Origin of the sequence: Stieleria sp. JC731, assembly GCF_020966635.1 — a bacterium.
Classification (GTDB): Bacteria; Planctomycetota; Planctomycetia; order Pirellulales; family Pirellulaceae; genus Stieleria.
In genome coordinates this window covers 1272223-1289617 of sequence record NZ_JAJKFQ010000002.1, presented here as the reverse complement: position 1 = coordinate 1289617, position 17395 = coordinate 1272223, and the positions used below count along the sequence as shown (strand labels likewise).

Genomic DNA, 17395 nt, shown 5'->3' with positions numbered 1-17395 from the left:
TCATCGCTTTACAACGGTGTTGGTGATAAGAGGTGAGCATGTCAAAAACACCAACTGCAATCGTTTTCGTAACCGCGATCACATGGGCAGCGTTTGCGGTTTGGTTGGGCACCAATCCAGATGCGTTGCTGCCCGCGTTCGGTGTTGAGGCTTCATCGCCACAGATGCTGACGGAAGTGCGTGCGTTCTACGGCGGAGTCGAGTTTGCTATCGCGACGGCAATGATCCTACTTTGGTGGCGTGGAGAGTTGTTTGCTTCGCTCTTAGTTGGAGGATTGCCACTGTTCGGATCAGCTTGTGGCCGAATTGCCGGCTTAGTCTTCGATGGCTACTCGACGTTGCACCTTGGCTTCGCAACCCTGGAACTTGTCGGCGCAGCATTTTGCTTGGCCGGGTGTCTCATGATTCCGAAACCGCAAGGCGACACCAATTAGCCGCACAGCCGCAAACGCACGAGCAGAGCATTTAGTTCATCACGAGCCGATGGCATCTCGGGAAGCTTGCTGGCTTCGTAGGCCGCCTCGAGTTCGTTGGTAAGTCGCTGGTATTCTCGGGTGTGGAAATCCAGATCGGCAGCTTGAAGCGTTCCTTTCTCGGGTCCGCAACGCTTGCGGTCCACGAGCTCGTCGATGTACGAGAGCTTCGCCGACTCGTTCAGCGCGATCAGGTTGGCTTCCACCTCGCCGGTGCGCATCAGGTGGATCCCCGTCAGCAGTACGCGATAGACGTACAGCAGCGGCTTGACGCGCGGAGGTGACTCCTTGGCAAAGAGCTTCCACTGGGTCGCGGCAAATCCGAGGTAGTGATGTGCGTGGTGACGCGTGATGCAGTTTTTGGCGATCGACTTGAGCTCCTCGTGCTCGGGAGTGCTGTAAACCACCAGCGGCGAGAAGATTTGCTCAAGCACGTACCCGTTCCGCTTCAGCATCAACCGGAAGAACTTTTCCACGTCGTGCGTGACCAGATCGATTTCGAGGCCGTCGTAGATACCCTCTTTCTCAACAGTCTGATCGCCACTGCCTCCAGTGTTACTGCCGAGTCCGACAACGGTCTCCAGCGGCAGCATATGAACGCCACGGAGATCGAAGTCAGAATCGGGTGAAGGGAAACCATAGAGATGGGCTCCACTGATGGTCGCGAAAAGCAGCGGGTACGGATGCGACTCGACGTGCTGCATCATCTTCGCGTGGTCAATCGTGCTGGCGTCGGTCATGGCAATGACTCCTGCATCGCTCGCCGGCGTGCGTCGACCAGAAATGCGTTGGCACGCTCGTAGTCGGGACGCTCCGGGAGCTTGGTTGTTTTGAACGCAGACTCAAAATCACTTTGCAGATCCTTCCGCCACGAGTCTGCTTCGGCGAACGGCATTTCACCTCGTTTGATCGTCAACAATTGGTCACGATACTGGCCGACGTCCACCATCATCTCACCCGAACGCAACACGTGGGTTCCAGACAGCAGCAACCGAATCAAGTGCATCACGTGCTTCCACTTCACTCGCCCCTGATTGCGGATGTCGGTTTGCATCTTCTTGAATTGTGATGCCACGTATCCGGAGAACGTCTGGAAGATGAGCTTCGAGAGGAATGCAGATCGCATCTCGAGCAGTTCTTCACCCAGCGGAGTCGCCGACTCAACGATTGGGGAATAGAGGCACTCGAGCACATTTGGGTTCGCCTTCAGTGCGAGCACTATGAACTTCTGCAGTTCCCAGTAAACCTCTTGCGTCTCATCGTTCTCTAGTTGCTCCGGAACCCCGAAGAGCGACCAATGCAGTTCAGCTGCCGGTAGGTAGATTCCACGGCGATCGGTATCCGACGCTTCGTCTTCCAGCCCGTACGCTCGCGATCCAATCACGCAGCGATAGATCACGCGATCCCATAAAGGATGAGGGTTGAGGGCAGAAGGATGAATTGTATTTCCATATTCCGCCTTCACCCTTCCTCCTTCAGCCTTTCCAATGAACTCCGCCAGCCGAACGAGTTGGTCGTGATGGATCGGGGCCTCGAAACCGTCACTGAACTTCACGCGGTAGGCGTGCGTGCGATCGATTGGCGATCGGACGATCACACCGACAGCGCCCGCCGGGTGCGCAATGCGGCCGCCCGTCGCCATGACTTCTTTCTGAGCGACCACCTGCGTGCCGACACTGTAGATAAGCGAATATTCCGTCACCGAAGTGTTTCCGTTGAAATCGATTTCAATAAAGTCTTGACCAACAAAACTGATTGGACGACACGATAGAGACAGATTTTAGCTGGATTGGCCGTGGCCGCCGGAGCCAGAAGAACCCGTCGTGATCGAAGCCCCGCCGCCAATCCACACCTGGCCGCGACTGCCGCCCGACCATCCTTATCACGTGCCGCCTGGCTACTCCGCCCCCGACAACCTGCCTCCCGGCCACCCCGGTGAGTACTACCCCGGCATGCCGCCGTACCCGGTCGTTCACCCGGTACCGGATGAACTGGAAGGATCGACCGGTGATGGAAGCTGCACCAGTCAGTGACACCATTGAAAGGATGAAGGTAGAAGGGTGAGGGATGAATATTGGTGGCAACCTTTCGTCCTTCTGCCTTCACCCCCCTGCTTTCCACTACCCTCGCTGAGACGACGCTCGGAACCGCCGGAATTCGTCGCCGTTCACGGTTTTTGCGAATTTGGCCTCGTGCTTGGTCACTCGGCCGTGGGTTCGCTTTCGCCAGAGCTTGAAGGAACTTGGCTTCATCTCTCGACGCATCAACTTAATGACGTCGCCCGGGGACAGGCCGAACTGGTCCTGGATGGCGTCAAAGCTGGTGCGATCTTCCCAGGCCATCATGATGACACGATCGATCTCGCCCCTCGATAGTTCGGATTGGCGTTCGCCCATCAATGTTTCTCCCAAGACTCCGGACTCCAAATGATTTGCTCCAGGGCAGGATTGGCAGTAGTCAATGGCAGCATGGGCGTTGCTAGCCGAGTGCCTACAGTACCCGTAGTGGATGAGGCGACGAATCCCCATGCCGCCGGTAACCCGCAAGGACTCGTCGCCTCGTCCACTACCCTGGAAAGACATTCAGCAACACTTGGGAGTTGGGACGGATGAAACGTATAGAAATCTATCGAAAGGCAATCTATATCGCGGGATTCCTCGGAGTCGCTCTGGTCGGCACGTTCGCCCTGGCGATCAGCACTCGAGCGGGGTACGAGTCAGCCGAATACAAAGTGATCGAGAACGACGGCAGTTTTGAAGTCCGCGAATACCCGGACCTGATGTTGGTCGCGACCGATTCTAAGATGGACTCTCAAGGTCGGGACGGCAGCTTCATGCGACTGTTCCAGTACATCAGTGGAGCCAACGAAGCCGAGCAGAAGATCGCGATGACGACGCCGGTTTTCATGGAAGGCGAAATCGGCAAGTCGGATGTCTCGATGGGGTTTGTCATGCCCAAAGAAGTCGCGACAAAGGGAGCTCCGGATCCGAAGGGTGAAGGCGTGAAACTGCGAGAGCGAAAGGGCGGCCGGTTCGCCGTGGTTCGCTTCCCCGGCAAGCTCGATTCCAGGCTCGCCAAAGAGAAAGAAACCGAGCTGCGAGAATGGATGAAGAGTCAAGGCTTGGAAGGAGAGGAGTCGGCCGAGGCGGCTGGTTACGATCCGCCGTTCACTCCAGCAACACTCCGCCGGAACGAGATACTTGTAAGGCTGAAGGAAGAGGGCAAAGTGAAAGGCAAAAGGAAGAAGGATGAAGGCTGAACAATCGACCAAATTCATCCCTCAGCCTTTTGCCTTCAACCTTCTGCCTTCCGTTTGGCATTTTTGATGCAGGTGACCAGAATGGCGGTCAATTCATTGGCCTCGTTCATTAGCGGCTCAAGTCGTGCTTCGGGAACAATCTCTGAATGAACAAGTAGCTCGAACCAATAAACCGTTTCTTCCAGTTCTTGCAGACCGCCTCCAATCTTGCTCGTGAATTCAGCGGTTGACCGGGCACGTGTGGCTTCGCGGTAATGCGATCCAACCGATGTCCCACTTCGTAGAACTTGCTTGCCGATCACCTGAGCTTCGGTTGACTTCGGCAACGCCGAATACAACCGAATCACACGCAACGCAAACTCACGGGTTCACTCTGAAAGATCGTTCCGTTGTTCATTCAATCTTACTCATCCCTCTGCCTTCATCCTTCCAACTTCCGCTGCATTCGATAGTTGGTCATCCACACTCCGCGGCACTCGACGGACTGCTCGCGAACGACGCCAAAGCCCATTCGCTCGAAGAATGGTTTTGCGGTGATACTGGCATCCGTCGTGATCTTTTCGATTGAATGATCGATCGCGTCTTTCAGAAGTCTTCTAACAAGTCCACCAGCGATACCGCGGCCCTGATGGTCGGCGGATACAAACAAGCGATCGAGATGTCCTTCTCGTGTCATATCGGTGAAGCCAACGATACAACCATCTTCGATTGCAACGTAAGCGAAACGATCATGGAACCGTGCACGCCATGTTTCAAGATCAACCGTTCGTGAAGCCCACGCCACAATCTGGTCGGGCGTGTAGTCACGTGAGTTAACACGATGGACGCAATCCCTAAACAATGCCAAGCACGTTTCTGCGTCCTGTGGTCTGAACGGTCTAAGCTGTAGTGATGCAGCACCGCCCATCACTCGACCCAGTATTTTTGGTGGCTCAATGCTTCGCAGCACTTGACCGTGCCGTCGAACGACTTGGCCGCATCAGTTTCCAGCTCAAGAACCATCCAAGCGTCTGCGTTCTTCTCAGGTATTGGGTAAGGAGCTTGCAAACCGCGAGCACCGGCGGGCACAAAACCAAATCGAGAATAGTAGCCTGGATAACCGAGCACAAAAACGAGTTGCACGCCGACTGCGGCAAGTTGTTGCAACGCCTCTTTGACGAGATGCGTGCCGATACCTTTGCCATGCAGCTCGCTGGGCACAGCCAAAGGCGCCAGAATTTGGGCTGTCACACCATCGGCAGAGCCGCTGGCCGACTCGATCGTGACAGACGTAAAAAGCACGTGACCGACAATCTTGTCATTTGACTCGGCAACGAATGAATGCATCGGCTCTGCCGTCGGATCGTCGAGCATCTCTTGTAGCAAGCTCACTATCACAGGACCTTCGTCCCCGCCGAATGCATCAAGGTGCACCGCAAGGATGCGATCACGATCATCGCTGCGGGCCGGTCGGACTTGAGTGGCGTCGGTTTTCATCGCTGGTGTCAATCTTCAGGCGTGTCGCCCATAATGTGCTTCCAAAGATTCAGATTCTACCGAGATGCCGCAGACATATGAGTGACCTCCGTCAATTGCAGTTCAACAATCTCGAAGCCGCCGTTGATGACGCTCGGCAATTGTTGGCTAGCGGCTATGTCCGGCATGGAAACTGGTCACTCGGGCAGATCTGTCGGCACCTGGTTTTGGTTCAAGATCCCAGCGTCGATGGCTATCCGAATTGGATGTCACTGTTTGCGCCATTGCGACCTTTGGTGCGACGACTGCTGTTGCCCAAGGTGCTGAGCGGTGATTCTCCTCGTGGGATACGAACGGCTCCGTTGTTCGTTCCGCCGGATGATTTGGAAGATACAACCGAGGTGGACGCATTCGCCACCAGTGTTACACGACTGCTGAATCACTCCGGCAACTTCGCGCCGCATCCAGGATTCGGCCGATTGCCACGCGAGAAGATTCTCGAAATCCACACAGCTCATGCTGCTCACCATCTCCGACATCTTCGAGCACACGATCAGTCTGCTTAATTGGTCGCCAGAGAAAATCTCGTAAGGTGCGAGTACAAAAGCATGGACGAATCGTTTGACTTTCATGCGAGACAAGTAGTGGATGAGGCGACGAATCCCTGCTTGACTTTCAATGGAGGGACTCGTCGCCTCGTCCACTACGTTAGTTTTCCGAAAGCGAGTTTTTTCGCGAACCATTCGGATCCGATAGCGTCTATTACCCCAGAACCGGCCAAGCCGGAACACAAAAGTCACACCCAGAGAAGCGAGTCGAGCTTTCTGATGTTTACCAAGCAGCAATCAAATCAACTCGAACGGATACACGAAGGGAATACCTTCGGCGGTAGCGATTGGTCTTTAGCCAGTACGTTCCTGCCCGGTAATTCCCCGTATCGATTGCTCACGTGACACTCGCTTCAAGCGAACTGCTTTCTACATGAAGGCTCGGTGTCACGCAGACATCGAGCCTTTTTTCGTGTCCGTACCGGACGAACCCAACATGCCAACATGGGCTGGTAGCTGAGACGGTCTAGCGGCGGTCTGAAGAACCGCAGACGAGGATTCGAGCGCCTCCCGGCCCACTGACAAGGAAGATATGCGCCGACGGAATCGGCAACACACATCGGATACAGGTGCAGATGGAAGCACGCCTGCTTTGGGAGCAGGAGGTTCTGAGTTCGACTCTCAGGTGTCCGACTTGAATGGGAACAAAACGGTAGTCGAGGGCTGGTTGCCCAGACACGGCTGATAACCGAGTTGCGCTGAGTTCAATTCCCAGGGCTACCACTTACGACAACGGACACAAAGGAGAACCAAACATGCTGCAGCGATTGAAACGCATACCCCAAATCATTCTTGGGGTTGTGGTGTAACTGGCAGCATGACGGACTTTTAATCCGTTCGGTGAGAGTTCGATCCTCTCCGGCCCCACTTGCTACCCACGGCGTGTAGCTCAGTGGTGAGAGCGGTGTCCTTATAAGACACGGGCCGAAGGTTCAATTCCTTCCACGCCGACTGATACGAAACAACAAAACAATTTGGGATTGTGGCAGACAAGGTAATGCATCGGTCTCTTAAACCGAATGATGTGAGTTCGATTCTCACCGGTCCCACTTTGGAAGTTTGAAGAGTGAAGTTCGAAGTTTGAAAATCTTCACACTTCACCCTTCTAACTTCAAACTTCCGCAGATCTTTGACAATTTGGTTGTGATGCAATTTTGCGCCCATGATGTAGCGGTAGCCTGCTGCCTTGCCATGGCGGAAGTGTGGGTTCGACTCCCACTGGGCGCTTGGTCAGACTTCAGGATTCAGGAGTCAGACTTCAGAGAGCGAAGAAGTCCGTTGAGTACTCGGCCTGTTTCGTTGGCAATGGCGATCACTTTATTTGCGGCGTCTTCATCGAGATAAGAGAGCCGTTGAGCAAGTGAGAGCTGATACTCGACTTCGCAGACGGATCCGTAGGAGATTTCCAGAAATCGAACGTAGTCGGCTTGTGACGATTTCGCACTGCCTTCGACGATGTTCGACGGAGCAGAGACAGCGGCGCGTCGAAGTTGAGACGTCAATCCGAACATCTCCTCTTTCGGAAAAGTTGAAGTGCATTTGTAGACGGCAATAGCAAGTTGATCTGCCAATTCGAACGCCCGCAGTTTTCTGTAGTCTCGCATGCTTACCTCTGATGCCTGAAGTCTGAAACCTGAAGACTGATTCTATTCCGGTGTGGCCCAATCGGTAGGGCGGCTCCCTGTTAAGGAGACGATTGATGGTTCGAGCCCATCCACCGGAGCTTTTCGGAAGTTTGAAGAGTGAAGTTAGAAGTTTGAAGAAGAGCAAGACTGCACAACACTCGGGTGTTGGCTAACGGTAAGCCAGCTGCCTTTGAAGCAGTGGTATGCAGGTTCGAATCCTGCCACCCGTGCTTTCAAACTTCACCCTTCCGACTTCGAACTTCCAAACACCGAGGCGGCAACTGTTGGTCGTTGCACCTGGCTCTGAACCAGGCAAACACAGGTTCGATTCCTGTCCTCGGCGCTCATTAAAGAATTGCGGGTATAGCTTGGAGTAAGCGGTGTGGTTTGGGACCACGCATGGACAGTGTGCGACTCACCGATACCCGACTGTGGCCAGATCTGGTGCTGGTTTACAGAGACTCACTGTGAATGAGTTTGTCGCCGGTTCAATTCCGGTTGGTCACCCTTGCAACGCCGCATTCGACTACTGGCTAGGTCGGTTGCTTCTCAGGCAACAGGAAGGAGATCGATACTCCTATGCGGTACTCGCTTCAAATGAAGCAATTAAACGGCGTGGTAGATTCTGTTGGCAGAATCGTCTGGTTTTCATCCAGGAGTCCGCGGGTTCGATTCCCGCTCACGTCGCTGCGAGCAATCGCAATACTCGGAAGTCACCCGGCCGGATGAGGACACTGTCTTGAAAACAGCTGCGGGTCAAACCGTTGTGGGTTCGAGTCCCACGGCTTCCGCTTCAACTTGGGAGCGTTTCCACACGGGAGGTTGTAACCCTTCTGCCTTTAATTGTGTGGTAGTCGGCGAGAGGTGCGATTCCTTGCGTTCCCACTTCAAACACGTCCTTGGTGTAACGGTAGCACTGCTGATTCCAAACCAGTAAGTCAGGGTTCAAATCCTTGGGGACGTGCTTGGAAGTTTGAAGTGGGAAGTTCGAAGTGCGAAAGTCGTCACCGGTTCTTCTTGCAGATCGAAGTTAGTATGGCAACCAGTTCATTGGCTTCAGCCGTGAGCGGTTCAAGCCGAGATGGTGGAATGACCTCGGTCTTGGCCAGCAAACGCAACCAATAGTGCGTCTCGCGAGCTTCTTTGGCCGCGATTGAATATTTGTGAACGAAGTCACGCTTGCTTTCGCTTGCCTGGGCTTCTTCCACATTCGCACCGATAGATGTGCCGGACCGGAGCAATTGCCGCATCAGTGTTGCAGCAACACTGCTATCGCTCTCCAAAGCAAGGCACAGCTTTACGATCCGCTCAGAAAACGCAAACGTTCGGTCAGGCAAGTCACTTTTCATAACGAAAGGTTACCGCATTTCGATTCAAACTTCCTCCTTCGAACTTCAAACTTCCAAAGTCCTGTGGTCCAACGGCTACGACGCCTGTTTTACACACAGGAAACGATGGTTCGATTCCATCCAGGACTACTTGCATGCCCAGGTACGCCAATCGGCAGAGCGACTCGGCTTAAACCCGAGTGTTTGCAGGTTCGATCCCTGCTCTGGGTACTGAAAACTTATGAAAGAGGCGAACCACCAATCAAGCATTGTCCTCTTCAAACACGAAACACATGGGGCGCTCGTCCAACGGGAAGACGTCTGTTTTGCAAGCAGAAAATCGGGGTTCGATTCCCTGGTGCTCCACTTGGTTGATTCAAACGGCTCGGTAGGCAACCGGAAGACCACTTTGGCTTAGAACCAGAGATGCTGTGGGTTCGAATCCCACTCGAGCTATTCGGAAGTTTGAAGGATGAAGTTCGAAGTTTGAAATTTCGCACTTCACCCTTCTTACTTCAAACTTCCAAAGTCCTCGTGGAGCAGCGGAGTGCTCGCTTGCCTGTCACGCAAGAGGTCGTCGGTTCAAATCCGATCGGGGACGCTGTCGGAGGTGAATAGGCGGTAGCGGTTTAGGCTGTAGGTTCAGAACCAAGCAGACAGACACTTTAACCCTATGGCCTAACGACCTACGGTCTAAACACCTAACCTGGCGCGGTACGCAAACCGGTAAAGCGGCGGAGCTCAAACCTCCGTGACATGTCTGTGGGTTCGATTCCCTCCCGCGCTACTTTCATGACAGCCAAGTGGTGGAACCGGTAGACACGCGATTCTCAGACGATCGTGCCCACAGCGGCGTGCGAGTTCGACTCTCGCCTTGGCTACTTTTCAAAACATCATTGCAGGTGCGACAGGTGTCCAACTGACCGTCATAAGGTCGGTGTGCTCGGCTCGATACCGAGACCTGCAACTTGAGCTAGCGGATTAGCCGTTAGCGAATTAGCGATTAGCTTTTTCGGATCGAGCGAATCAACGCCGCCAATACCTTTGAGGCCTCGGTTAGCTTGTCCGTGAAGTCTGTGTGACTCGGACCGAAATTTAGGCGAACCGCGAGCGAAGTTTGGTACTCAAGTTCTCGCAGGGATCCGTAAGCAACATCTAGAAATCGGAGAAACTCCGCTTCCGTGTGCCTACCGCATCCTTCGACGATGTTCGATGGAACGGAAACCGCAGCTCGTCGCATTTGAGACGTTAATCCGAATTGTTCTTCGCGAGGAAAGTTCTGCGTGAATTTGTAAGTGAGCAATGCAACTTCATCGGCCAATTCAAATGCACGTAGGTTCTTGTGATCTCGCATGACTTCGCCCCAAGGGAATGAAAAGCTAATCGCTAACAGGCTAATTGCTAACAAGCTAACACACCGCGGATGGGCCAGTGCTCAGCCAGGCCTCATAAGCCAGGACCGCCGGGTGCGACCCCCGGATCCGCTACTTTTTTAAAGGTAAAAGGTTGAAGGCAGAGGGATGAATCTCTTCCATTCATCCTTCCCCCTTCTGCCCTCAACCTTTCTCTTGATCGCGTGGTCCAGCGGCGAAGACGTCTGCGTGACATGCAGAAGATCGATGGTTCGATTCCATCCGCGATCACCTGTCGAAAGTTTGAAGTGGGAAGTTCGAAGTTTGAAGGAAGCAATGCGAACCGATTTCACACTTCACCCTTCTTACTTCAAACTTCCTGAGTTCCTTGCAAGATCGGTGGGAGGGTTCGATTCCCTTCCGGTCCACTCATTAACGGAAGGGCAATCCGATCGGCGACGGTATCCGGTTGCTAGCCGGGCGAGCATCTTGATGGTGCCTTGAGGGTTCGACTCCCTCTCCTTCCGCTTTTGATTAGCAAATTAGCCGTTAGCGAATTAGCGATTAGCAAGAGACAGAAAGCTAAGGGCTAAAAAGCTAAATGCTAACCAGCTATTCCTGGCTCGATGGTGAAACGGAAATCATCTCTGGCTTCTAACCAGAAGTTCCGGGTTCGATTCCTGGTCGGGCTACTGCCGAATATCGCGGTCACGTTGGCTGCTGGCATCATTCCGCTTGTTTGACACTTTTGAAAGGCATTGTCATGAGCATGCAGAGTATCGAGCGTCAATTCACGCGGATTGGTGCTCGAGCAAAAGTCCACCCTCCGATCGCCAGACGCTGGGGAACACCTCCCGAAGTTTCGATCGACATCGGCAACGACGCCGAGGGCGAGTTCTTCGATCTTGCGATCCAGCCCAAGTTGGTCGCTGAAACGCAAGTCATCGACGTACAGCCTTCCATGCGGCACTTGCTGTTGATGTCGCGTCAAGACGACGGAAAGCATAAGTTCCTGTGCGGACACGATGAACGTCACTGGTTCGTCGCGGCCGTTCCAGAGCGAGCTTCGGTTTCTTCGGTCAAGACAGCGTTCGACGCGCTCAAGCCGACTGCGGTGCGAGCACTCGAAAACCGTCTCGGTGTGAAACCGCGAAAGCGAAACCGTCGACGCAACGAAGCGTTCATCCGTCAAGGTGAATGGTTCTTCGTTCCCGTCGTAAACCCGAGCTTTGTCGATGAGCGACTGGTGCTCCGAAACGAGCCGATTGCACGTGGCGGTGGAAAGCCGCATATGTGCGAAGAGGTCGTTCGGCAGGGAGGACAACTGGTTTACGTCAGCAACCAATACCCAAACGGTGTGACCGAAATGCAGCGTCGACAAATGATAAGTCGTCGACCTGAACTTCGTCATCTGCATTGGGTGGCTCAACGACGAAACCCGAGTGTGTTCGTTCGTGGACGAGTACGTCATCCGGATCACAAGACGATCATCTTGAACGGATGGCATCAAGTCATGATGAACACAGAAAACGAATCGCTTGCAATGCGACACGTCGCATTCATCGATTAACCCGCGGCTCTCCACCACGGTGGCGAGCCGTTTCATACGGTGCCCGTGGTGTACTCGGTTTGTGCACACTTGCCTGTGAAGCAAGAGGCGGGCGGAAGTTCGAAGTAAGAAGAGAGAAGTGAGAAGTTTAGTCGCGACTCTTCTTGCAGATTGACGTAAGAATAGCGATCAGCTCATTTGCTTCCTGTTTCAATGGGTCAAGTCGTGCGGCTGAAACCACGTCAGCGGCGATAAGCAACCGAAGCCAATAATGGCTCTCACGAGACTCTTTCAACGCAAGCGAGTACTTGTGGATGAAGTCCTTGCGACTTTCGCTCGCCTGAGCTTCCTCGATATGGGATCCGATCGCCGTACCGGCTCGGAGAACTTGCTTCATGAGTGTCCCCGAAACAATTCCCTCGGATTCGAGGTGCCGACAGAGACGAACAATTCTCTCAGCAAACGCGAACGTGCGATCGGGCAAGTCGCTCTTCATTTAAAAATGCCTTGCGAGTGTGATGGATAGCACGACGGTCTTCGAAACCGTTAGACGGGGTTCGACTCCCTGGCGAGGTACTTTAGCTCAATGGTTAGGAATGGGCGAGGCAGGTAGTTCTTACTTCGAACTTCTTACTTCAAACTTCCAAAGTCCAGGTTCGATTCCTGGGCGAGTTATTAAAGGGTCGCCCGAAGCGAGTGCTTTATGGGCGACGTCATTGTCAGGTCACACGATAGAACCTGACAAAATCAGAATGCCTCGGCGGCGTTAGGAGCGAGCGAACAAATGGATCCTGCGTTCACCATTCGAAATGATCGCTCAGATTGTCCTGATCTGACAGCTCGTACTTCACATCAACTCCGCTCCGAGGCTCCATTCACTTAACCATTACCAATCATCAATCACGCAAACCGACAGGAGGTGCATCATGATGATTAGCGGTGCTCGACGAGAATTCATCATCAAGGACACCCACCGCGGTTTGTACTACGAAGACGGTAAGCTGACGAAGATCCTCGAGGCGGGACACTACAAGATTCCGCCACGCAAGCGATTCTTCAGAAAGCTTCCGACCGTCGAGTGCATGCTGGTCGATGTTCGTGAGCGAGAGCTGACGATCAAGGGCCAGGAAATCTTGACGGCTGACAAGGTGGCTATCCGAGTCAGCATTCTGGTGCAGTTCCGTGTGACCGATCCGAAGGCTGCGATCCACACGGTCGATAGCTTTGAGGACCGACTGTACAGCGACGTGCAGCTAGCGGCGCGACGCTCACTGGCGTCGATGACGCTGGAGGAAATCTTGACGAACCGAAATCGGCTGAGTGAGGATATCCTGTCCGACGTCACCGAATCGGCCGGCAGCTACGGTGTGACGATCCGGCGAGCCGACGTGAAGGACTTGATCTTCCCAGGAAACCTGCAGGAGATCATGAACCGCGTTCTGGCAGCCGAGCGACACAGCCAGGCTCAACTGGTCGAAGCACGTACGCGTGCGGAAGTCGAGCAGATCGAGGCGGAGTCTCGAGCTGAAATCACGCGACGCGATGCCCAGGCGGATGCCGAGGCACGACGACTGCGTGAGCAAGCCGATGCGGAAGCGACGCGTTCGAAGGCGGAAGCCGAAACGCAAGCGTACGCGGAACGTGTCAAGGCAGCCGAGGCACTAGAGGGCCACCCGGCACTGCTGCGACTGGCCGAACTCGAAACGCTGCGTGAACTGGCCAAGAACGGCAACGCGCGACTGTACCTCGGTCTTGACCGGGTCAGTCTGAACGGAACGGATTCAGGAAAGCACGATTCATGATGGAAGCGAATCGTGTATTCGATTTAGGCAGGACCGGTGCCCCGTTCATCGGTCCTGCGGTTTTTCGTCCTTGGAGTGTGCTGGACAGCACCCGACCGTGCGAAGGTCGTAGATCAGGTTCGATTCCTGGCGAGGACGCTTTGCACATATAATTGACGCCAATACAAATGGAGAACACGACGCAAACCCAAACGATTGCATGTATCGATGTAGGCTACACGGATAGTGCAGCGCGAGCGGCATGCGTTGTCATTGACGACTGGCACGCTTCGATCCCAGTCGCCGAGCATGTGGCGACGATCCATGAGGTGAAGGAATATCAACCCGGCGAATTCTATCGTCGAGAGCTGCCGTGCATCCAAGTGGTGCTGGCAAAACTCGATCAACCACCGACTTGCATCGTGGTCGACGGCTACGTTTGGCTGGATGGAAATGGCCGTCCCGGATTGGGCGTTCATCTCTACGAAACGCTCGATCGCAAGATTCCCGTGATCGGTGTGGCGAAGAATCCGTTCAAAGACACGGACCACGCCACTGAGATTCGTAGAGGCACGAGCGATCGGCCGCTTTACATTACGGCCGTGGGCATCCCGATCGCCCAAGCAGTTCTGAACATCGGCGCCATGCATGGGCCACATCGACTTCCAACAATATTGAGAAGAGTCGATCAGTTGAGTCGGTCGTGAAGGTTCACGATTGAACTACAATGCCGGAAGAACGGCTACGAAACTCGATCAATTCAGATTGGCTCGGTCCGAGCGAAGAAAAGCATTTGGAACAAACGATGGATCAAAACGCCATTTGGTCAACAGTGCGCCAAGTAGAGGTAATTGCTTGGCTTTCACTTTGGATTTCCGTTTTTGGCAGTGTGTTAGCAGGTCGCTGCGGCGCGCAGGAAGTATCCGCCGATCGGCCTCGCGTGATTGTCACGACGGATGGTGAGGCGGATGACCGATGTTCGATGATTCGGTTCCTGCTCACTTGCAACGATTTCCAAGTGGAGGGAATCGTCAATTCAAGTTCCCAGTTTCATTGGGTCGGCGGCGAAGGCTGGAATGCCTTCCATTCGGTGGATTGGGTTAAGGAGCAAATCGATCTTTATGCCCAGGTGTATCCGCAACTCAAGCGTCATGATCCAAACTATCCCACTCCGGAATACCTGCTCAGTCGTTGGAAGGTTGGCAACATCAACGGGATCGGCGAGTATCAGGAACGAACCGTTGGTGCCGAGTGGATCGCCGATATTCTGCTCGACAAGACCGATGATCGGCCGATCTGGATTCAAGCTTGGGGTGGCTGCAACACGATCGCTGCCGCGTTGAATATCATCCGCCACGAACATGCGTCGGAGATGGAACGGGTCGCGAAAAAGTTGCGACTATTTCTGATTTGGGAGCAGGACGAAACCTACCAAACTCAGATTCGTGAAGCTTGGGAACCGTATCAGGTGCCGACGATCATTTCCGACCAGTTCGATTGCATGGCTTACATCTGGCCGAAGGTGCTTCCAAGTGAAACGAAAAAATACTTCGAGTCCGCTTGGATGCGTAAGAACATTCTCAAAGGTCATGGGCCTTTGTGCAGTGCCTACGAAGCGAAGGATGATGCGTTTCACGCGGAAGGTGACACTCCGGCGTTTTTGCATGTGATTCCAAACGGGTTGCGTAGTTTCGAATCGCCGGCATGGGGAGGTTGGGGCGGCAGATACGTCAGAGTTCGAGAGAATGTCTGGATGGATCCGGCGCCCGCTCCGATCTGGAAGCACCCAGACGGGCAATGGGGATTTTCGCAAAGCTGGTCCAAACGATTGGAAAACGTGACATCCGCCGATGAGATCGCGATCCGCACGCGATATTTCAAGCCGATTTGGCGTTGGCTCGATGACGTGCAGAACGACTTTGCAGCACGCGCGGACTGGTGCGTTAAAGACTTTGATTCGGCGAATCACCATCCGGTTGTGAAACTGAAAGGAACTGACTCTGACATCAAAGCAAAGCCAGGGATGGACGTCGTACTGGATGCAACCGCAACGACCGATCCCGATGGAGATGAACTTCAGTTTCGCTGGTGGCATTACGAAGAGGCTGGGACTTACGAGAGCAAACCAATAGCAGATTCGAATGCAGCTCGCGCAGTTCTCACGATTCCGAGTGATGCGAAGCCCGATGACGAGATCCACATGATCTGCGAGGTCACGGATGACAACTCGCCTCCATTGACTCACTACCAACGCGTGGTGATACGCGTGATTGAGTAGCCTCTTCGCACATTTACAAAACGACTAACTTTCGGCCTTTCATCGCGAACCATGGATCGTGCGGAGAGTCTTAGTCATCAACAAAACGCTGGAGCCAGATGGCCAGGCAACCGGCTGCAACCCGGTCGAAGTGGGTTCGACTCCCACCAGCGTTTCTGACGAATCGACTGCAGGCTTGGATTACATATTGCTAATGTGAACCATCTGAGCTGTTACCTCGTCGATCCGTCACAAACCAAAGCTGCTTGAACTGCCGTTTGGGTTTACATATGAGGAGCCTAAGGTAGCGATGTCGGGCGACCGGCTAGTGAACGTCACCGGAGTCTCTCGCAGACAAAGGTGCCAGTCAACGATCGGCGAAAGCCGAAAACGGACGCTCCTAAACGACTCAACAACCACTTCGTTCAAGCACAATACACGGCGACTGCCGGTTCGGAATACATGTTTGGAAGTTTGAAGTCAGAAGAGTGAAGTGTGAGGGCAGGGAATGAATGCTCGTTTCAAACTTCGGACTTCACTTTTCAAACTTCCGATCGCCTCGTCGCCACGCATACACAACTGACTGCCGATTCGGAGTACATAGGGTTCTGTGGTCGAAAGACCTTGCGGGTTCGAATCCCGTCTGCGATCCATGATCGTAGTGGTGAAATTGGAAGACACGCGGAAAAAAGCCTCTGGTCAACACCTCGTCGGTTGCTTTTGAACACGAACATGGCGACTGCCAGTTTGGAATACATGGATTAAGACACGTGCCTGCACGAGAAGCGGGTTCAAGTCCCGTCCAGCATCGCTGGTCGTCTATCTGATGCTTCTGAACGACGACTTCGTCGCCAACCGTACACGATTGACTGCCAGGTTGGACTACATCACGCGACGGTCGCGGGTTCGAATCCCGCCAAAGCGAACCTTTGGCTTGCTTTGTAGCTCAGTGGGTAGAGCATCGAATTGTCTGATCGATAACTTCGTTGATCGTATTTACAAATCAATGAGCAAAGGCCCAGCGTCGCCCGCTCAAACAATACACGACTGACTGCCGAGTTGGAGTACATCGACTGTTAATCGAAGGATGCGGGTTCGAGTCCCGTCGGTTTGGCCAAGCCGAGCCGTAGCTCAATTGGGAGAGCTTATCTCTGACACATCACTTCGTCAGCCGTTTTCATTTTCATTTGCTTGTGAGAGTAACCATGCGTGTGCAATTTCAATTCTTCGCCATTACGAAATCCGGCGCCGAGTAATTAGGCGTCGAGCGAAAACGATCTGCACATTCAAAACTACTTTCATCAAGTGATATGAATCATGGAAACCACAGCCGAAACCAACTTCGCGACAAACGTGTCAGCGCGCGTCGCCGGAGAAGACATCAAACCAGGAGACTACGTCACCGCTTTGATAGAGATCTACGAACTGCCATCGTTCCTGTGGTGCTGCACCAGCAGCACACTCGCGGCGGACGAACCGGTTCGATCGGTCTACAAAGCCCGTGACGCTGGCCAGCCCAGCAAAGTCATCGCCGTTTGCTTGCCGTTCGTTTACACCAAGCAAGCGAGAGGCGCCACCGCAATCTTCGACATCCGCAAACACCAGCTCGTCCGGCTCGACCGAGGCACTGGTCGCAAGGTGTGGAAGCGATTGAGGAAGAACTTGAAGAAGAAACGGAAATAACAAGCGCACACGATCGACTGCCGAC

The 17395-nt window shown here is 53.8% G+C and carries 18 protein-coding genes and 24 tRNA genes; 32 read left to right on the top strand and 10 right to left on the bottom strand.

The features are described from left to right. Positions 1–38 precede the first annotated feature (38 nt). Positions 39–434, top strand: a complete 396-nt coding sequence (locus tag LOC67_RS10605) for a DUF4345 family protein (RefSeq protein WP_230262548.1) — start codon at positions 39–41, stop codon at positions 432–434. Here LOC67_RS10605 and LOC67_RS10600 read toward each other — a convergent pair. The 3 genes from LOC67_RS10600 to LOC67_RS10590 all read right to left on the bottom strand — a co-directional run bounded on the left by LOC67_RS10600 (position 431) and on the right by LOC67_RS10590 (position 3055). Continuing rightward, positions 431–1213 carry a DNA polymerase beta superfamily protein gene (locus tag LOC67_RS10600; protein WP_230262547.1) on the bottom strand — a complete coding sequence of 261 codons (783 nt, stop codon included), beginning with the start codon at positions 1211–1213 and terminating at the stop codon, positions 431–433. The two genes, LOC67_RS10605 and LOC67_RS10600, sit on opposite strands and share 4 nt — an antisense overlap. After that, a complete protein-coding gene (locus tag LOC67_RS10595; RefSeq protein WP_230262626.1) occupies positions 1210–2115 on the bottom strand; it encodes a DNA polymerase beta superfamily protein in 906 nt (301 codons plus the stop codon). Before LOC67_RS10595 ends, LOC67_RS10600 begins: the two co-directional genes overlap by 4 nt. Before the next feature lie 478 nt (positions 2116–2593). Then, positions 2594–3055, bottom strand: a complete 462-nt coding sequence (locus LOC67_RS10590) for a TIGR03643 family protein (protein WP_230262546.1) — start codon at positions 3053–3055, stop codon at positions 2594–2596. Positions 3056–3081: 26 nt separating this feature from the next. Here LOC67_RS10590 and LOC67_RS10585 point away from each other — a divergent pair, with 26 nt between their 5' ends. Next, positions 3082–3732: an SOUL family heme-binding protein gene (locus LOC67_RS10585; protein WP_230262545.1), complete on the top strand. Its 651-nt coding sequence runs from the start codon at positions 3082–3084 to the stop codon at positions 3730–3732. Positions 3733–3767: 35 nt separating this feature from the next. Here LOC67_RS10585 and LOC67_RS10580 read toward each other — a convergent pair whose 3' ends face one another. The 3 genes from LOC67_RS10580 to LOC67_RS10570 all read right to left on the bottom strand — a co-directional run bounded on the left by LOC67_RS10580 (position 3768) and on the right by LOC67_RS10570 (position 5208). Continuing rightward, the gene (locus tag LOC67_RS10580; protein ID WP_261366810.1) at positions 3768–4085 is read right to left on the bottom strand and encodes a four helix bundle protein; all 318 of its coding nucleotides are present in this window, start codon (positions 4083–4085) and stop codon (positions 3768–3770) included. Between the two features lie 68 nt (positions 4086–4153). Continuing rightward, positions 4154–4639: a GNAT family N-acetyltransferase gene (locus tag LOC67_RS10575; protein ID WP_230262543.1), complete on the bottom strand. Its 486-nt coding sequence runs from the start codon at positions 4637–4639 to the stop codon at positions 4154–4156. Beyond that, positions 4639–5208, bottom strand: a complete 570-nt coding sequence (locus tag LOC67_RS10570) for a GNAT family N-acetyltransferase (protein ID WP_230262542.1) — start codon at positions 5206–5208, stop codon at positions 4639–4641. The genes LOC67_RS10575 and LOC67_RS10570 overlap by 1 nt, the downstream gene beginning before the upstream one ends. Before the next feature lie 77 nt (positions 5209–5285). On the opposite strand from LOC67_RS10570, the gene LOC67_RS10565 reads away from it, so the two are divergent. The 7 genes from LOC67_RS10565 to LOC67_RS10535 all read left to right on the top strand — a co-directional run bounded on the left by LOC67_RS10565 (position 5286) and on the right by LOC67_RS10535 (position 7022). After that, positions 5286–5753 carry a DUF1569 domain-containing protein gene (locus LOC67_RS10565; protein ID WP_230262541.1) on the top strand — a complete coding sequence of 156 codons (468 nt, stop codon included), beginning with the start codon at positions 5286–5288 and terminating at the stop codon, positions 5751–5753. Between the two features lie 488 nt (positions 5754–6241). Beyond that, a tRNA-Phe gene (locus tag LOC67_RS10560) sits at positions 6242–6313 on the top strand. Positions 6314–6355: 42 nt separating this feature from the next. Beyond that, positions 6356–6428: transfer RNA gene (locus tag LOC67_RS10555), tRNA-Pro, on the top strand. Positions 6429–6589: 161 nt separating this feature from the next. Next, positions 6590–6662 (top strand) — tRNA-Lys (locus LOC67_RS10550). Between the two features lie 11 nt (positions 6663–6673). Beyond that, positions 6674–6746 (top strand) — tRNA-Ile (locus tag LOC67_RS10545). A gap of 25 nt (positions 6747–6771) precedes the next feature. Further along, positions 6772–6844, top strand: a tRNA-Lys gene (locus LOC67_RS10540). A gap of 107 nt (positions 6845–6951) precedes the next feature. Then, a tRNA-Gly gene (locus LOC67_RS10535) sits at positions 6952–7022 on the top strand. Positions 7023–7039: 17 nt separating this feature from the next. On the opposite strand, the gene LOC67_RS10530 is transcribed toward LOC67_RS10535, so the two are convergent. Further along, positions 7040–7399 carry a four helix bundle protein gene (locus LOC67_RS10530; RefSeq protein WP_230262540.1) on the bottom strand — a complete coding sequence of 120 codons (360 nt, stop codon included), beginning with the start codon at positions 7397–7399 and terminating at the stop codon, positions 7040–7042. 46 nt (positions 7400–7445) lie between these two features. Here LOC67_RS10530 and LOC67_RS10525 point away from each other — a divergent pair. The 6 genes from LOC67_RS10525 (at position 7446) to LOC67_RS10500 (ending at position 8384) form a co-directional block, all read left to right on the top strand. Continuing rightward, positions 7446–7518 (top strand) — tRNA-Asn (locus tag LOC67_RS10525). A gap of 61 nt (positions 7519–7579) precedes the next feature. Next, positions 7580–7650, top strand: a tRNA-Gln gene (locus LOC67_RS10520). 201 nt (positions 7651–7851) lie between these two features. Further along, a tRNA-His gene (locus LOC67_RS10515) sits at positions 7852–7927 on the top strand. A 105-nt stretch (positions 7928–8032) separates the two neighbouring features. After that, a tRNA-Glu gene (locus tag LOC67_RS10510) sits at positions 8033–8107 on the top strand. A gap of 21 nt (positions 8108–8128) precedes the next feature. Further along, a tRNA-Ser gene (locus LOC67_RS10505) sits at positions 8129–8211 on the top strand. A 102-nt stretch (positions 8212–8313) separates the two neighbouring features. Further along, positions 8314–8384 (top strand) — tRNA-Trp (locus tag LOC67_RS10500). Between the two features lie 40 nt (positions 8385–8424). Here the strand turns inward: LOC67_RS10500 and LOC67_RS10495 are convergent. Beyond that, positions 8425–8769, bottom strand: a complete 345-nt coding sequence (locus tag LOC67_RS10495) for a four helix bundle protein (RefSeq protein WP_230262539.1) — start codon at positions 8767–8769, stop codon at positions 8425–8427. 57 nt (positions 8770–8826) lie between these two features. On the opposite strand from LOC67_RS10495, the gene LOC67_RS10490 reads away from it, so the two are divergent. The 7 genes from LOC67_RS10490 (at position 8827) to LOC67_RS10460 (ending at position 9629) form a co-directional block, all read left to right on the top strand. Continuing rightward, positions 8827–8898 (top strand) — tRNA-Val (locus LOC67_RS10490). Between the two features lie 7 nt (positions 8899–8905). Then, a tRNA-Leu gene (locus LOC67_RS10485) sits at positions 8906–8979 on the top strand. A 64-nt stretch (positions 8980–9043) separates the two neighbouring features. After that, positions 9044–9114: transfer RNA gene (locus LOC67_RS10480), tRNA-Ala, on the top strand. A 16-nt stretch (positions 9115–9130) separates the two neighbouring features. Next, positions 9131–9204 (top strand) — tRNA-Leu (locus LOC67_RS10475). A 72-nt stretch (positions 9205–9276) separates the two neighbouring features. After that, positions 9277–9349, top strand: a tRNA-Asp gene (locus LOC67_RS10470). 107 nt (positions 9350–9456) lie between these two features. Continuing rightward, positions 9457–9535, top strand: a tRNA-Leu gene (locus LOC67_RS10465). A gap of 10 nt (positions 9536–9545) precedes the next feature. Then, positions 9546–9629 (top strand) — tRNA-Leu (locus tag LOC67_RS10460). Positions 9630–9751: 122 nt separating this feature from the next. Here the strand turns inward: LOC67_RS10460 and LOC67_RS10455 are convergent. Further along, positions 9752–10102: a four helix bundle protein gene (locus LOC67_RS10455; protein ID WP_230262538.1), complete on the bottom strand. Its 351-nt coding sequence runs from the start codon at positions 10100–10102 to the stop codon at positions 9752–9754. 216 nt (positions 10103–10318) lie between these two features. On the opposite strand from LOC67_RS10455, the gene LOC67_RS10450 reads away from it, so the two are divergent. The 4 genes from LOC67_RS10450 (at position 10319) to LOC67_RS10435 (ending at position 11670) form a co-directional block, all read left to right on the top strand. After that, positions 10319–10391 (top strand) — tRNA-Val (locus tag LOC67_RS10450). Between the two features lie 146 nt (positions 10392–10537). Beyond that, positions 10538–10627: transfer RNA gene (locus tag LOC67_RS10445), tRNA-Ser, on the top strand. 93 nt (positions 10628–10720) lie between these two features. After that, positions 10721–10792: transfer RNA gene (locus tag LOC67_RS10440), tRNA-Arg, on the top strand. Between the two features lie 71 nt (positions 10793–10863). Next, positions 10864–11670 carry a hypothetical protein gene (locus tag LOC67_RS10435; protein ID WP_230262537.1) on the top strand — a complete coding sequence of 269 codons (807 nt, stop codon included), beginning with the start codon at positions 10864–10866 and terminating at the stop codon, positions 11668–11670. A gap of 127 nt (positions 11671–11797) precedes the next feature. Here the strand turns inward: LOC67_RS10435 and LOC67_RS10430 are convergent, their stop codons facing one another. Beyond that, entirely contained in the window at positions 11798–12145 is a 348-nt protein-coding gene (locus tag LOC67_RS10430; protein WP_230262536.1) for a four helix bundle protein, read from the bottom strand. An 8-nt stretch (positions 12146–12153) separates the two neighbouring features. On the opposite strand from LOC67_RS10430, the gene LOC67_RS10425 reads away from it, so the two are divergent. From LOC67_RS10425 to LOC67_RS10400, 6 genes are all read left to right on the top strand, one after another. Next, positions 12154–12225, top strand: a tRNA-Arg gene (locus LOC67_RS10425). A gap of 350 nt (positions 12226–12575) precedes the next feature. Beyond that, on the top strand, positions 12576–13451 hold the full coding sequence (locus tag LOC67_RS10420) for a slipin family protein (RefSeq protein WP_230262535.1): 876 nt from the start codon (positions 12576–12578) through the stop codon (positions 13449–13451). A 167-nt stretch (positions 13452–13618) separates the two neighbouring features. Further along, entirely contained in the window at positions 13619–14137 is a 519-nt protein-coding gene (locus tag LOC67_RS10415; RefSeq protein WP_230262534.1) for an endonuclease V, read from the top strand. A 20-nt stretch (positions 14138–14157) separates the two neighbouring features. Next, entirely contained in the window at positions 14158–15708 is a 1551-nt protein-coding gene (locus LOC67_RS10410; RefSeq protein WP_230262533.1) for a DUF1593 domain-containing protein, read from the top strand. A gap of 84 nt (positions 15709–15792) precedes the next feature. Further along, a tRNA-Cys gene (locus tag LOC67_RS10405) sits at positions 15793–15863 on the top strand. Positions 15864–17004: 1141 nt separating this feature from the next. Further along, on the top strand, positions 17005–17370 hold the full coding sequence (locus LOC67_RS10400) for a hypothetical protein (protein ID WP_230262532.1): 366 nt from the start codon (positions 17005–17007) through the stop codon (positions 17368–17370). Positions 17371–17395: the final 25 nt, after the last annotated feature.

Excerpts from the sequence above, each read along its gene's own strand:
- LOC67_RS10530 (WP_230262540.1), bottom strand. The coding sequence starts at position 7,399 with ATGCGAGACTACAGAAAACTGCGGGCGTTCGAATTGGCAGATCAACTT.
- LOC67_RS10435 (WP_230262537.1), top strand. The coding sequence starts at position 10,864 with ATGAGCATGCAGAGTATCGAGCGTCAATTCACGCGGATTGGTGCTCGA.
- LOC67_RS10565 (WP_230262541.1), top strand. The coding sequence starts at position 5,286 with ATGAGTGACCTCCGTCAATTGCAGTTCAACAATCTCGAAGCCGCCGTT.
- LOC67_RS10605 (WP_230262548.1), top strand. The coding sequence starts at position 39 with ATGTCAAAAACACCAACTGCAATCGTTTTCGTAACCGCGATCACATGG.
- LOC67_RS10585 (WP_230262545.1), top strand. The coding sequence starts at position 3,082 with ATGAAACGTATAGAAATCTATCGAAAGGCAATCTATATCGCGGGATTC.
- LOC67_RS10575 (WP_230262543.1), bottom strand. The coding sequence starts at position 4,639 with ATGGGCGGTGCTGCATCACTACAGCTTAGACCGTTCAGACCACAGGAC.
- LOC67_RS10410 (WP_230262533.1), top strand. The coding sequence starts at position 14,158 with ATGCCGGAAGAACGGCTACGAAACTCGATCAATTCAGATTGGCTCGGT.
- LOC67_RS10570 (WP_230262542.1), bottom strand. The coding sequence starts at position 5,208 with ATGAAAACCGACGCCACTCAAGTCCGACCGGCCCGCAGCGATGATCGT.
- LOC67_RS10400 (WP_230262532.1), top strand. The coding sequence starts at position 17,005 with ATGGAAACCACAGCCGAAACCAACTTCGCGACAAACGTGTCAGCGCGC.
- LOC67_RS10600 (WP_230262547.1), bottom strand. The coding sequence starts at position 1,213 with ATGACCGACGCCAGCACGATTGACCACGCGAAGATGATGCAGCACGTC.
- LOC67_RS10420 (WP_230262535.1), top strand. The coding sequence starts at position 12,576 with ATGATGATTAGCGGTGCTCGACGAGAATTCATCATCAAGGACACCCAC.
- LOC67_RS10415 (WP_230262534.1), top strand. The coding sequence starts at position 13,619 with ATGGAGAACACGACGCAAACCCAAACGATTGCATGTATCGATGTAGGC.
- LOC67_RS10430 (WP_230262536.1), bottom strand. The coding sequence starts at position 12,145 with ATGAAGAGCGACTTGCCCGATCGCACGTTCGCGTTTGCTGAGAGAATT.
- LOC67_RS10595 (WP_230262626.1), bottom strand. The coding sequence starts at position 2,115 with ATGGCGACGGGCGGCCGCATTGCGCACCCGGCGGGCGCTGTCGGTGTG.
- LOC67_RS10455 (WP_230262538.1), bottom strand. The coding sequence starts at position 10,102 with ATGCGAGATCACAAGAACCTACGTGCATTTGAATTGGCCGATGAAGTT.
- LOC67_RS10590 (WP_230262546.1), bottom strand. The coding sequence starts at position 3,055 with ATGTCTTTCCAGGGTAGTGGACGAGGCGACGAGTCCTTGCGGGTTACC.
- LOC67_RS10495 (WP_230262539.1), bottom strand. The coding sequence starts at position 8,769 with ATGAAAAGTGACTTGCCTGACCGAACGTTTGCGTTTTCTGAGCGGATC.